Origin of the sequence: Dermacoccus sp. SAI-028 (genome assembly GCF_004346775.1) — a bacterium.
In the GTDB taxonomy this organism is placed as follows: domain Bacteria; phylum Actinomycetota; class Actinomycetes; order Actinomycetales; family Dermatophilaceae; genus Dermacoccus; species Dermacoccus nishinomiyaensis.
In genome coordinates, this window is the sequence record NZ_SMFS01000001.1 from 1,507,324 (window position 1) to 1,520,501 (window position 13,178).

Here is a 13,178-nt window from a genome sequence, read left to right on the forward strand (position 1 = left end):
CAGACTGCTGACGCTTACGTCCGCGCGCCCGAAGCGTCAGGACACGTCGTCGAGCGTCAACATCGTGCCGTTGAACTCGAATGTGTCTTCGGCTCGCTTGCCCTCGATGGCTGCGTAGATCGGTGCGTCCGGTGAGATGCCCAGGTAGGTAGTGCCGCCCGAGGTGAACTCGTCCGTCGCCACGCCGACGACGAAGTGCTCGCCGCCGAAACTGATGACCGCGCCGGGCTTGACGACGTCACACGCCGTCGTCAACGCCTTCGCCGTCTCGACGATGCGCTGCTGCGTCTTGTCGACCTCTTGGAGCGTGTCGTGCATGTCGCCAGCGTCCTCCTGATGCGAGACGTCGTCGACGCGGTGTTCGTCCTGCTCGATCACCTCGCCGACCTGCTGGCGCAGGCGCACAGCCTCGTCGGCCTGGTCGAGGCGCTCACTCAGGTGTGCGACGAGGTCCTTCAGGACCTGCGCCTTGTCGACATCGCTCACGGTGGTCTCCTCCTGACGCAACTCCCCTGCGCCATAAATATAGCTAATGGATGTAAAGCGCGATCCTCAGACCGCAGCTGCCTCGACCTTCGGACGGTTCGCGTACCACTGGTACAGGCCCGCGATGAGCCCGCCACCGATGATGTTGCCGAGCGTCACCGGCAGCAGATTGTTGACGAAGACATGCGTCCAGGTGAGATCCGAGTACGCCGACATGTCGAGGCCCTTGAGGAACTTCGCTCCCCCGTGATCCTTGAAGATCATGGCGAGCGGCAGGAAGAACATGTTGGCGATCGAGTGCTCCAGACCCGTCGCGACGAACAGCGCGACCGGCCCGACGACGGCGAACGCCTTGTCGACGAGCGTCTTGCCGGCGAACGCCATCCACACCGCGAGGCAGACCGCGAGGTTCGCGAAGATGCCGAGGACGAACGCCTCACCCCACGAGTGATGCAGCTTGGCGGCCGCGCCGTCGAGGACGACCTTGCCCCACCCGTTCTTGCCGTTCGTCTGCAGCCCACCGAAGTAGCACAGCGCCGCGACGAGCAGCGCGCCGACGAAGTTGAACACCCACACGATCACCCAGTGCAGCGCGAACTGGGGCCACGTGATGCGTCCAACGACCTTGGCGATGATCGTCATCGTCGAGGACGTGAACAGCTCCGCGCCCGTCACGATGACGAGCAGCAGGCCGACGGAGAACGCGACGCCGCCAATGGTGCGCGAGATGCCCCACGGCATCGTCGACGCGCCCGTTTGCGTCGTGATGTAGAAGACAAAACCGAGCGCGATCCATGCGCCGCCCAGCACGGCGAGCATGGCGATGCGCCACGGTTCGCGCACAGGCCGCTTGGCCATCGCGGCCTCGGCAGCCGTCGCGATCGCTTCAGGGGTGAGGATGGCGGTCGATGCGGCGGGTGGCGCCGCAGGCGCCGGGGCCGAGCTGACGGGCGCGGCGGGCGTCGACGAATCAGTGGGATGGCTCATGGCCACAGCGTACGAGATGGCCCGCCGCCGGGTGGCGCGACGCTCCGCACGGCCCGGGCACCTCACCTGCCACGTGCGACGGCCGGGGCGAATGCTTCCGAAAATCGCAGATGGGGACGCAGATCGCGAAGGTGGACGTGAGTCGCCGATGGCTACGCAGATCGCGAATGGGGACGTACATCGCACGTGGGGCGGGGCCGCTGGGCAGTAGTCGGAAGCTCTCTGAGGCCTTCGAACCGAGGCGTTCGGGCAGGGGTGAACGTCAGCCCTGCATGGCCTTGATGATGGCGACCTCGCGAGTCAGATCCGGTGCAGGAGCGCGTCGCTCGCGCGCGTCGTGGCAGGCCCACCAGGCGTTGGCAAGCACCCGAATGATCGTCCATGCCCGGGCCGCTTCGGGCGCGACGCCCATCGGGTCGCACGCGTAATCGACGCGAAAACGCAGATGATTCCTCAGGTTGTAGGCGTCAGCGGCCTCGTCCCACCGGTTCCACAACAACGGTGCAACCGCGAGCGCGAGGTTTCCCGCGACCGGTTTCGGATCGATCGCGACGAGCCCGCCAATAGCTCCGGCTCGCGTCACGCTCATGACGTTGTCGTCGTGCAGATCCGAGTGCACGAGCGTCGCGTCGACACCACGCTCTTGCGCGAGCGATCTCGCCAACGACACCCCCTGGGTGACGAACCGCCTCGGCATCGGCAGCTCCTCCCCCGTCAGCCGCTCGGCGATCCGGCCGCACCACGCAGACGCCGTGTCGAGCTGCGGCAACGCCGGCACGGCGAGACGCCGGTGGATCGCGCCGATCGTCTCCGCCGCGTCGAGCGACGACATCTCCACCAGCTGCGTCGCCGGCCGACACCGTTCGAGCAGCAGCGCCCATGACGACGGTTCGGCCGCGACGAGCTTGACCGCTCCGACACCGCGCCACGCGCGCAGCGCCAGGTGCTCGTGCCGCGCCTCGGCGTGCGGCCACGCGAGCTTGAGCGCGAGCCGCTCCGAACCCCGCCGCACCGGCACGACGAGCGCGCACTGACCGTGCATAGACGGCCCGTCCGGCGTCAGACGCCAGGTGCCCAGCAGCGTCTCGAGCGTCTTCGGGACGCTGCGCAGCCACGCCTCACCGTCAGGCAGCCCGGCGCCGTCAGCCGCCCGACCGGCCATCAGCGCTCGCAGCGACTCGGGGATCAACGCGTCCGTCTCGACCATTGCCCGATCCTGTCATGCGCGTCGAGTCCCCAACTCGGCGCGCAGGCGACATCTCGCTCGGCGCGCCGCCCCGCGTCGAGCGGCTACGCACGCAGGCCGGCAGGCACCACTGTCACGCGCGGTTCAGGTTCTGACGGTTGTTGAGGGCGATGCCCATGAGATGCCGATACAGCGCCGCGATGTCGAAGTTCTTGGGGAACTCGAACGTGTACTCGCCGTACTGCAGGGTGTGGGCCCTGAGGTAAGGCGTCACGACGTACGTGATCGTGATCTCCGAGTCGTCGACTCCTCCGCCTGCGGTCTCTGCGGTGACGTCCACGATCGCAGCCAGCTGGATCGACTTGACGCGAGTCTTCTTCCCCGTCGCACCCTGGTGATCGAGCGTGATGATGCGGAAGTTGGTCATGCAGAAGCCGTCGCGCAGCATCTTGTACGCCGACTGGATCTGCTCACCCTCGAGCAGCCAGGGGCCGTAGAGCTCATGTGCTTGCTGCGGGTCGATCTGCTGCATGTTGCCGGCGAGGCCCTGAAAGATTCCCATGCCGTGAATCTACGTGGCTGGAGGCACCTGCGGGCGCCCGGCGCCCTGCTCCTTGTCTCCGCGACTCCTGCTGCGAGGTAGGCCACGCGGGCGACCGGGGGACGACCGCAGCCCGCCCTGTCATCCCACTCGGCTGAGCAGCCGACGGGCAGCGGACCGTGCATGCGGCAGCTCGGGCGGCTCCCGCATATCCTCTGGGGCATGGGTGAGTTCCGCGTCAGTCGCAGCCGTCACATCGCTGCGCCGCTCGAGCAGGTGCACGGGTTCGTCGACGACTTCCACGAGTGGGTGCACTGGTCACCGTGGGAGGGGCTCGATCCGCAGCTGCGCCGCACCTATTCGGGGGCCGCACGTGGCGTCGGCGCGCAGTACGAGTGGGCCGGCGACAAGAAGGCCGGGTCGGGACACATGGAGATCCTCGACTCGACGCCGCACGAGATCACCGTCGCGCTCACGTTCACGGCGCCGTTCGAGTCGGAGAACACCTCCCACTTCGCCTTCTCCCCCGCCGCTGACGGCGGAACCGACGTCACCTGGACGATGACGGGTCCGCAGAGCGCGCCGCAGCGCGTCCTGTTCACCCTCATCCGCATGAACGCGAAAGTGGCGAAGGACGTCGACAAGGGCCTCGCCGCCCTCGACGCCGCCGCGACGGGCCGCGCGCCCGCGGGCGCCTGACGGTTCGCGAGCGCCGTCCGTGCCAGATTTTCATCCCCTTCCCCGCCGTCACGGCCTCAGTGCCGCATGGGTGCGCACGCCCGATCGTGACCGCACGAACCCCATGCCCTGGCCGACGATGCGGGCGTTCCTGCACGACAAGCTGCCCGACCACGTCGACGTCGACGGGATGCTCGAACGCGGCCGTTTCGTCGACGACCACGGCCGATCCTGGAACGGTGACGAACCGTACCGGCCGCACACGTTCGTCCACTTCCACCGCGAGCTGCGCGAGGAGCCGGAGGTGCCGTTCGAACTCACGGTGCTGCACGAGGACGAACGCATCGTCGTCGTCGACAAGCCGCACTTCCTCGCTTCCATCCCGCGCGGCAGGCACGTCACGCAGTCGGTCGTCGTCAAGGCGCGCGCGATGCTCGACGAACCGACGCTCGTGCCCGTTCACCGCCTCGACCGGCTCACCGCGGGGGTGCTCCTGCTGACGCGCGAGCCACGCTGGCGCGCCGCATACCAGGGCATCTTCGAAGCGCGGCAGGTGAGCAAGACGTACGAGGCCGTCGCGGCGTACGACCCGTCGCTCGAGCTGCCGCGTCGGGTCGAGTCGCACATCCGCAAGCAGCACGGCCTCGCGCAGGCGTTCGAGGTGCCGGGGGCGCCGGTCAACGCCATCACCGACATCGAACTCGGGCAGGTGCGCGGCGACGTCGCCACCTACCGACTCACCCCCGCCACGGGCCGCACCCATCAGCTGCGCCTGCACCTCAACGGTCTCGGCATCCCGATCGTCGGCGATCCGCTCTATCCGCACGTGCGTCTCGACGACGACATCGACGACTTCACGCGTCCGCTGCAGTTGCTCGCGAAGACGCTCGCGTTCGTCGACCCCGTCGACGGCACCCCCCGCCACTTCACATCGGCGCGCACCCTCACCTGGCCCGACGGCACCGCGGCTCCGTCGCCGGCGTGACCACGCTGACGTCCTGCCCAACCCTCGGACGTCACGTCGCCGGCGGCCAACGCAGCACTAGACAGATGAGGACGAATCACGCGGCGATGCGTCTGTGGGCGACTCACCGCGACTGACGCCGTCGTCCCCTCGCCGGGGCACAGCCCGAGGAGAGGAAGTCGTCATGGCCGCATCATCGGCGGGTTCGACCCCCGTCTGCGAGCGCCGACGGGTCGTCGACGCCCGCGACGACGCCTGATCAGCGCACTCGCGGCGGGACGCCGCAGGACGCGGCGAATCGGGATGACACCAGCGGGCGCAAGACCTCGCGCGCCAAGTTCGGGCTCGCGTCAATCGTCCTGCTGACGATCAACGGCATCATCGGCTCGGGCATCTTTCTCTCCCCCGGCGCCGTCATGAAGGTCGCGGGCACGTGGACGCCGCTCGTCTACGTCATCGCCGGTGTCTTCGCGGCCGTCCTCGCCGTGATGTTCGCCGCCGCGGCCCGTTGGACGAGCGAGAACGGCGCGGCGTTCGCGTACACGCGGGTCGCGTTCGGTGACGACGTCGGGTTCTACGTCGGCCTGACGCGCTTCGTCGGCGCCGCGATCGCGTGGGGTGTCATGGCGACGGCCGTCGTGACGACCGTGCTCACCGTCTTCGGCGGCCACGAGGCGGTGACGACGACGAACATCACGATCGGCTTCGTCCTGCTCATGGTGGTGCTGCTCGCGATCAACCTGGCGGGCACACGCATCACGAAGGTCGTCAACAACATCTCGACGATCGGTAAGGTCGCCGCGCTCGTCCTGACGATCGTCGCCGGCCTCGTCGTGCTGGCGATGACCGGCGACAACCACTTCTCCGATCTCACGCATCTCGAGGGCCCCGACGGCAGCCCTCTCGTGCCGAGCATGGACACGACCGCGTTCGTCGGCGCGATGCTCGCGGCGTTCTACGCGTTCACCGGGTTCGAGGGCGCCGGCAGCGCCGCGAGCGAGATGGAAGACCCGGCCCGTAACCTGCCGCGCGCCATCCCGATCGGTGTCGCGGTCGTCATCGTCGTGTACGTGGCCGTCGTGTCCGTGGCGATGATGATCAACCCGACCGGCGTGCTCGAGTCGAAGGACGCCGTCGTGCTCGCGAGCGCCTTCGACAACTCGATCGTGCGCGACCTCATCGTCCTCGGCGCCCTCGTCAGCATGTTCGGCATCAACGTCGCGGCGAGCTTCAACACGCCGCGCATCTTCGACGCGATGAGCCGCCGTCGGATGCTGCCCGCCGCGGCAAGTCGGACGTCGCAGCGCGGGGTGCCGGTCGTCGCGTTCGTCGTGACGGCGGTGCTCGCGATCGTCGTGCCGATGGCGTTCGGGTACTCGATGCGCGGCATCATGGTCATCAGTTCGGTGACGCGGTTCGTGCAGTTCGTCATGGTGCCGCTCGCGCTCATCCTGTGCTTCCTCGGGCGCACGCGGCACCGCCCGAACGATGTGAAGCGCAGCGTCGTCCTCGACGTCGTGTTCCCGATCCTGTCGATCGCCGCGTCGGTGTTCCTCATGGTCGAGTTCGACTGGCGTGGCCAGTTCAGCAACCCTGGCGGCGGCCTCAACCTGTGGGCGGTCGCAGCGATGATCGTCGGCTACGTCGTGTTGCCGGCGGCGTTGTACTTGCCGTGGAAGCTGGGCGTCTACGACGACACCCCGAAGCAGCTCCCCGAGGACCGCTGAGCTGACACATCGGCGATTCACGGACACATTCGTGATCTACGGTCACATCGGCGATCTGCGGATACATCCGCGATTCACGGTCATATTCGCACCGCCCCACGAGGGCCAGGCCAGGAAGGACGCACGATGAGCGCCCGCAAACCCGTCATCGGCATCATCACCAACGTCGAGTACGACCCGCACTACCTCTTCCCCGGCTACCGGCGCGTCGCCGTCAATGAGGACTATTCGCGCTCGATCACGCAGGCCGGCGGCATTCCGATCATGTTGCCGCCGTCGACGGATCACTCGACGCTGCCGCAACAGCTGGCCCTGCTCGACGGCTTGCTGCTCGCCGGTGGTTCCGACGTCGACCCGCTGCTGTACGGCCAGCCCGCGAAGCAGGAATGCCAGACGACGTCGCCGATCCGCGACGCGTACGAGATCGAGGCGCTCCGGCTCGCGCGCGAGAACCGGCTGCCCGTGCTCGGCATCTGCCGCGGCATGCAGCTCATCAACGTGGCCCTCGGCGGGAGCCTGTTCCAGGATCTGCGCTACGCGGGCACCGACCAGCAGCACATGGCGATGGGCAACCCCGCCTCGCCGCTGCACCACATCAGCGTCGAGGAGCGCTCGTTCCTCCACGACGCGTGGGGTGTGACGAAGGCGGCCGTCAACTCCTTCCACCACCAGGCGCTCGACGCCGTCGCCGACGCGCTGCGGGTCGTCGCGCGCGCCGACGACGGCCTCGTCGAGGCGGTGCAGCACGCGGACGACGCGTGGTGCCTCGCGGCCGTGCAGTGGCACCCGGAGATGATGAGCGGGGCCGACGTGCGTTCGCAGCAGGTGTTCACGTGGTTCGTCGACGCCGTCACCGCCGACGCTGAGCGCCGCGCCGCGGCCGGCTCCGCGCGCATCACCGCGAACCCCACCCACGGCACCGCGCAGGCCGCGTCATGACAGGCGCTTCACACCAGGCTGACGCCGACACCACCTGGCCGCACGGCCCGCTCACTCTCGTGCTGTTCGATCTCGACGGGACGTTGTCCGACTCGGCGCGCGGCATCACAGCATCGATGCGGCATGCGCTGGGCGTGCACGACGTCGCGGTGCCCGAGCAACACGTGCTCGACTCGTTCGTCGGCCCGCCGTTCAAGGTCGCCCTCGAAGGCATCGGTATCCCGGCCGAGCAGGTACCGGGCATCGTCGGCACCTACCGCGAGGATTACAACGCCGGGCGCCTGTTCGACAACGACCTCTACCCCGGCATGGCCGACCTGCTCGCCGAGCTGCACGCTGCCGGCGTCAGCGTCGCCGTCGCGACGTCGAAACCGCAGCCGACGGCGCGCCGCATCGTCGCCCACTTCGGCCTCGAGCCATACCTGACCGGGGGTCTCGACGGCGTCTTCGGGGCCGACATCACGCGCCCGGACGACGCGAAGGCGGACGTCATCGTCCGGGCGCTGGCCGCGCTCGGTCGCGACGCCGGGCCGGACGTCGTCATGGTCGGCGACCGCCTCCACGACGTCGAGGGCGCCGCGCGTCACGGCATCGCGACGATCGGGGTGAGCTGGGGCTACGCCGCGGACGACGAGCTCGCGCGCGCGGGAGCCGTGGCCGTCGTCGACACCGCCGAGCAGCTCGCGGCACTGCTGCTGCCCCGGGCACAGGACGAGACGGCGGACGTCCACTAGGATCACGCCCCATGAAGACCAACATCGCCAGGCAGCTCGTCGCGCAGGGTCGCCGCTACGTGCAGCAAAATCCCGAGAAGGTGCGCGCCATGACCGACAAGGCCGGCGAGTTCGTCGACCAGCGCACGGGCCGCAAGTACTCGGCGCAGATCACGAAGGCGCGCGCCTCGGCTGGGCGCTACCTCGACAAGCAGCGCCTCGATCGGCGGCGCTGACCTCTCAGAGGCTCGCATCACCGAAAATCGCGTCGTCGATGTGACACGCTTCAACCGTGATCGAAGCCCCCACCCCGCCCCCCGACACCGTTCGGACGAGGCGCCAGCGCAGCTGGTACTTCTACGACTGGGCCAACTCGGCGTACGTGACGACGACGTCGACGGTGCTGTTCTCCCCGTATCTCACTGCGGTCGCGAAGTCGGCGGCCTGCCCGGGGCAGGATACGGACCTGGCGTGCCACACCGACCTGCACGTGCTCGGTCTACCGATCTCGCCCGGCTCGCTCGCGCCGTACACGGTGACGGTCTCGACGATCATCAGCGCGATCCTGCTCATCTTCGTCGGCGCGATCGCCGACCGCATCTCGCGCCCGGCGCACCTGCTGGGCGCGTTCGCGTTCGTCGGTGCCCTCGGGGCGAGTTCGATGTTCTTCGTCGCAGGCAGCAACTGGCAGCTCGGTGTTGTCGTGCTCATCCTGGCGAACCAGTGTCTGGGTGCCTCCCTCGTCGTCTACGACGGGCTGCTCGTTCAGATCTCGAGCGACGACGAGCGTGACCGCGTCAGTTCACGGGGGTGGGCGCTCGGCTATCTGGGCGGCGGGCTGCTGCTGGCCGTCAACCTCGTCGTCATGACGATGCACGACTCGTTGGGGCTGTCGACGGGCGAGGCCGTGCGCGTCAATCTGCTGAGTGCCGGCGTGTGGTGGGGCATGTTCACGATCATCCCGGTTGTCGGCCTACGGGACGTGCGTCGGGTCGGCCCGGCCGTGACCGGCTCGCTGACGGCGGCGGTGAGCGGCAGCGTCCGTCAGCTTCGCTCGACGTTCGCGGAGTTGCGGCATTTCCCCGACACGATGACGTTCCTGCTCGCGTACCTGTTCTTCAACGACGGCATCCAGACGGTCATCGTCTCGGCGAGCCTGTACGGCAAGGAGGAGCTGGGCTTCGGCGACAGCCAGCTCATCGTGACGATCCTGCTCGTGCAGTTCGTCGCCTTCCTCGGCGCGCTGCTGTTCGGTCGGCTCGCGCGGACGATGGGCGCCAAACGGGCCGTGTTGCTCTCCCTCGGCTTGTGGACGCTCGTCGTGTTCGCAGCGTTCTTCCTGCCGTCGGGGCAGTTCGGGTTGTGGCTCGTGTTGGGCGTCGGCATCGGCATCGTGCTCGGCGGGTCGCAGGCACTCAGCCGGTCGTTGTACTCGCGGCTCGTGCCGACGGGCCGGGAGTCGGAGTACTTCAGCCTCTATCAGGCGATGGAGCGAGGGACGAGCTGGTTCGGCACCCTCACGTTCGGTCTCGTGCACCAGCTGACTGGCTCCTACCGCCTGTCGATCGTCGCGCTCGTCGTCTTCTTCGCGCTCGGCGCGGTGCTGCTGCGCCGCGTCGACGTCGAGCGAGGCAGCGCCCGGGCACGCGCCGCCGGCTGACGCCCCGGGCTCGAGACCGGCGGCAGGATGCGCGCCGGCCGCTCCCCCGAACGCGATTCGTGACGCGTCCCGTCCGCGCCGTAGACTGGTGTGTCAGCGCGTCGGCGTGCGTGCGGAACAAACGGCCCCCGGCCGGCGTTGTTCCGTCAGGATCGCGCGGGCTGCAGGCTCAGCGCATCACGAACCAACACGAACCCCGTGTGACGTAGGGAGACACCATGGCAGAACGTTCACTGCGAGGCACCAACCTCAGCACGCTCTCGCTCGAGACCGACGAGGGCATCGCGTTCAGCGAGCGACAGATGGTCAGCTACAAGTGCGCTCAGGGCCACGTCATCGAGCTGCCGTTCTCCGTCGAGGCCGACGTGCCCGCGCTGTGGGAGTGCCGTTGCGGCCTCGAGGCGCTGCTCGTCGACGGCCCCGAGCCCGACCGCAAGCCCACGAAGCCGGCGCGTACCCACTGGGACATGCTGCTCGAGCGCCGTTCCGTCGAAGAGCTCGAGGAGCTGCTCGACGAGCGCCTCACGCTGCTGCGCGAGTCGCGCGGCGAAAAGCCGAAGCGAAAGCGTGCTGCCGCGTCCAAGTGACGCTCACGTCGTGACGAACAAGGCCGCCCCCGGTTCGGGGGCGGCCTTCGTGTGTGCTCGCCTGTCTTGTTCAGGGCCTTGGGTATCAGCCTGTGACGGCGGAGGGCACTGCGGCCGAGCCGTCTCACGAACTCAGTCGATGATCTCGCCCTCGACGACGTCGGACGCACCCCGTCGTGGAGAGTTCCAGGCAGCGTCTCGCCCGGCCTGCGTGGCGAACGCGTCGGCGGTGGGGTATGGCCCGGGCGCGGGTAACGGACCGGCCGCCGAAGAGCCGCCCGCATCGGCGGCGCGCACGCGGGTGAAGCGCACTCGGCCGGGCGCCGCGTTCGCGGCACCAAAGGCGGCCGCACCAAGGGGAGATGCACCGAACAGCTTGTGTGCGACGGCACCTTCGAGCAGTCGGCGCGTCAGCGGGCGCGTGAGGGGCAGCAGGACGAACAGGCCGAGTGCGTCCGTGAGGAAGCCCGGGGCGAGCAGCAGCGTGCCGCCGATGAGGACGAGCGCCGCGTCGGAAAGCTCGCGCGCAGGCATACGACCAGAGCCGAACGCCTGACGGAGGGAGCCGAACGCGCGCGAGAACTCGCGCTTGACGATCCACGCGCCGAGCGCCGACCAGAACAGGAGCAGCAGGAAGGTGCTGAGGCCACCGATCTGCTGCCCGACCTTGAGGATGATGAAGACCTCGACGACGGGGACGACGAGCAACGCCAGCATGAGCCAGCGCGCGAAGCCGCGGCGGCGAGGTCGAGTCGTGGTGTTCACATCTGGTTCAACGCGCGGGCACGCTCGAAGAGTTCCGATTCGTCGACGAATCGTGAAGCGATCGCCGGTCGTGGAACCCCGGTGGGCACCAGCGAAAGCGGGCTCAGGCGTCGCCGCGACCGTTCTTGCGGCGACGGCGCGGCAGGCGGGCATGACGCAGCGCGAACGCGAGCGCGACGACGCTGACGACGGAGGCGGCGATCTCGGGCCAGCGTCCGAGCCGCTGGGCGGGCGTCGCGTCCGAACGCAGGGGCAGCTGCCCGGTCAGCACCTTCTGCGTGAACAGTTCGCTGCGCTCGTGCAGCTGCCCGTCGGGGGTGATGAGGGCGCTGACGCCGACCGTCGAGACGTGGATGATCGAGCGGCCGTATTCGAGCGCGCGTAGGCGCGAGATCGCGAGTTGCTGCGTCGACTCGGCGGTGTGGCCGAACGTCGCGTTGTTCGTCTGGACGGCGAAGATCTGTGCGCCCTGGTTCGCCGGTTTGCGCAGCAGATCGTCGTAGGCGACCTCGAAGCAGATGATCGGGGCGAGCTTCACGTCACCCTTCGCGTTCGGCAGCGTGAACAACCCGACCTTGCGCCCGGAGGCGAAGTCGGCCTTGACGAGATCGACCTGCGAGGAAAACGTGCGGAAGAACGAGCGGTACGGGATGTATTCGCCGAACGGCACCGGGTGCTGCTTGACGTAGGTGTCGCTCAGGCCCTTGCCGGGCAGGTAGAGCATCGACGCGTTGGACACCTCGGGGCGTGGTTCGTTCAGCACCGCACCGACGATGAGCGGCGTGTTGACGGCGGCGAGGGCTGAGGCGATCTCGGCGCCCGCGTCGGGGTTGCGCTTGGGGTCGATGTCGGAGGCGTTCTCGGGCCAGACGACGACATCGGGGCGCGGCGTCGCTCCGGCATCGATCTGCTTGGCGAGGTCGAGCGTCGCGTGGACGTGGTTGTCGAGCACGGCGCGGCGCTGCGCGTTGAACTCGAGCCCCTCGGTGGGCACGTTGCCCTGCACGCCGACGACGCGCAGCATCCGCCCGCTCGTGCCGGGCGTGATGAGTGAGCCGACGATCAGTGCGAGGACGGCCGTCGACGCGGCCGCAGCGGGCACGGCGATCGGGAGACGAGCCGTGATGCCGCGCGCGCCGTCGGGCCGTGCGTCACCAACAGGCGTGGCCCCGGAGCCCGTGGCGTTCGCTGAGGTGTGGGCGTCGTCCGAAACCGAAGCCGAATCCGAAGCAGACGTTCGGCCCGCACTCCCCCGCCGCTCCGCCGTGAAGAGCCGCGGCGCGGCCAGGGCCACGCACGATGCGAGCGCCGCGCCGGCGAGCGCGAGCACGAACGTCAGGCCGGGTGCGCTGACCCACGCGATGAGCGGTGCCCACGGCGCGTCGGCCTGGGAGAACGACAGGCGTGCCCAGGGAAATCCGCCGAACGGCGTCGTCGAGCGCAGCCATTCCTGCATCACCCACAGGCAGGCGACGACGAACGGCGCGATGCGGCGGCGTTGCACGAGCGCAACCGCTGCGCCGAGCGCGGCCATGTAGAGCGATTCGAGGACGGCGAGCGCTGTCCACGGGAACGCGCCGACGTAGACGCCCGACCACGACAGCGTCGGCAGGAAGAACGCCATGCCGAAGACGAAACCGAGCAGCGCGCCGGTGCGCGCCCGCACGCGCCAGAGGCACAGCGTGATGAGGGCGACGGCTATCGGCGGCGTCCACCACAGACCGTGGTCGGGAAACGCGAGCCACAGGAGCAACCCGGCGACAATGGAGCCGAATGCGCGAAGGAGAGCTTTCGAGGGCACCGGCCAAGCGTACGCCTCTCAGGCGAGAGGCGGCGGACGGGCTCACGCCGTTGGGGCCATCGCGGGGTGAACCGCGAAGTTTTCTACTAGGCGTGAGGCCCGTCCGCAATGACGCGCGCAACGGGCGTGTTCGAGCCAACATAG

The 13,178-nt window shown here is 68.8% G+C and carries 14 protein-coding genes; 8 read left to right on the plus strand and 6 right to left on the minus strand.

The window, feature by feature from the left end; all coding sequences use genetic code 11:
• Positions 1-36: 36 nt before the first annotated feature.
• From EDC82_RS06925 to EDC82_RS06940, 4 genes are all read right to left on the minus strand, one after another.
• Positions 37-486 (minus strand): hypothetical protein, encoded by a 450-nt coding sequence (locus tag EDC82_RS06925; RefSeq protein ID WP_131941011.1) that lies wholly within the window; start codon positions 484-486, stop codon positions 37-39.
• Between the two features lie 66 nt (positions 487-552).
• A complete protein-coding gene (locus tag EDC82_RS06930; RefSeq protein ID WP_115296240.1) occupies positions 553-1,473 on the minus strand; it encodes a formate transporter FocA in 921 nt (306 codons plus the stop codon).
• A gap of 262 nt (positions 1,474-1,735) precedes the next feature.
• Positions 1,736-2,680 carry an aminoglycoside phosphotransferase family protein gene (locus EDC82_RS06935; protein WP_131941013.1) on the minus strand — a complete coding sequence of 315 codons (945 nt, stop codon included), beginning with the start codon at positions 2,678-2,680 and terminating at the stop codon, positions 1,736-1,738.
• A 112-nt stretch (positions 2,681-2,792) separates the two neighbouring features.
• On the minus strand, positions 2,793-3,221 hold the full coding sequence (locus EDC82_RS06940) for a PH domain-containing protein (protein ID WP_006947257.1): 429 nt from the start codon (positions 3,219-3,221) through the stop codon (positions 2,793-2,795).
• Positions 3,222-3,422: 201 nt separating this feature from the next.
• Here EDC82_RS06940 and EDC82_RS06945 point away from each other — a divergent pair, with 201 nt between their 5' ends.
• The 8 genes from EDC82_RS06945 to EDC82_RS06980 all read left to right on the plus strand — a co-directional run bounded on the left by EDC82_RS06945 (position 3,423) and on the right by EDC82_RS06980 (position 10,468).
• Positions 3,423-3,899, plus strand: a complete 477-nt coding sequence (locus EDC82_RS06945) for an SRPBCC family protein (protein WP_160126204.1) — start codon at positions 3,423-3,425, stop codon at positions 3,897-3,899.
• 103 nt (positions 3,900-4,002) lie between these two features.
• The gene (locus EDC82_RS06950; protein WP_006947219.1) at positions 4,003-4,863 is read left to right on the plus strand and encodes a pseudouridine synthase; all 861 of its coding nucleotides are present in this window, start codon (positions 4,003-4,005) and stop codon (positions 4,861-4,863) included.
• 371 nt (positions 4,864-5,234) lie between these two features.
• A complete protein-coding gene (locus EDC82_RS06955; RefSeq protein WP_235006291.1) occupies positions 5,235-6,569 on the plus strand; it encodes an APC family permease in 1,335 nt (444 codons plus the stop codon).
• 126 nt (positions 6,570-6,695) lie between these two features.
• The gene (locus EDC82_RS06960) at positions 6,696-7,508 is read left to right on the plus strand and encodes a gamma-glutamyl-gamma-aminobutyrate hydrolase family protein (RefSeq protein ID WP_074039262.1); all 813 of its coding nucleotides are present in this window, start codon (positions 6,696-6,698) and stop codon (positions 7,506-7,508) included.
• Complete coding sequence (locus EDC82_RS06965; RefSeq protein ID WP_051805878.1) at positions 7,505-8,242, plus strand: HAD hydrolase-like protein; 738 nt, start codon at positions 7,505-7,507, stop codon at positions 8,240-8,242. Before EDC82_RS06960 ends, EDC82_RS06965 begins: the two co-directional genes overlap by 4 nt.
• A gap of 11 nt (positions 8,243-8,253) precedes the next feature.
• Complete coding sequence (locus tag EDC82_RS06970) at positions 8,254-8,457, plus strand: antitoxin (RefSeq protein WP_131941015.1); 204 nt, start codon at positions 8,254-8,256, stop codon at positions 8,455-8,457.
• A gap of 56 nt (positions 8,458-8,513) precedes the next feature.
• Positions 8,514-9,881, plus strand: coding sequence for an MFS transporter (locus EDC82_RS06975; protein WP_074039264.1), 1,368 nt, complete (start codon positions 8,514-8,516; stop codon positions 9,879-9,881).
• Between the two features lie 218 nt (positions 9,882-10,099).
• Entirely contained in the window at positions 10,100-10,468 is a 369-nt protein-coding gene (locus EDC82_RS06980) for an RNA polymerase-binding protein RbpA (protein WP_006947299.1), read from the plus strand.
• 132 nt (positions 10,469-10,600) lie between these two features.
• Here the strand turns inward: EDC82_RS06980 and EDC82_RS06985 are convergent, their stop codons facing one another.
• The gene (locus tag EDC82_RS06985) at positions 10,601-11,233 is read right to left on the minus strand and encodes an FxsA family protein (protein ID WP_235006151.1); all 633 of its coding nucleotides are present in this window, start codon (positions 11,231-11,233) and stop codon (positions 10,601-10,603) included.
• Positions 11,234-11,336: 103 nt separating this feature from the next.
• Entirely contained in the window at positions 11,337-13,034 is a 1,698-nt protein-coding gene (lnt, locus tag EDC82_RS06990) for an apolipoprotein N-acyltransferase (RefSeq protein ID WP_074039265.1), read from the minus strand.
• Positions 13,035-13,178 lie beyond the last annotated feature (144 nt).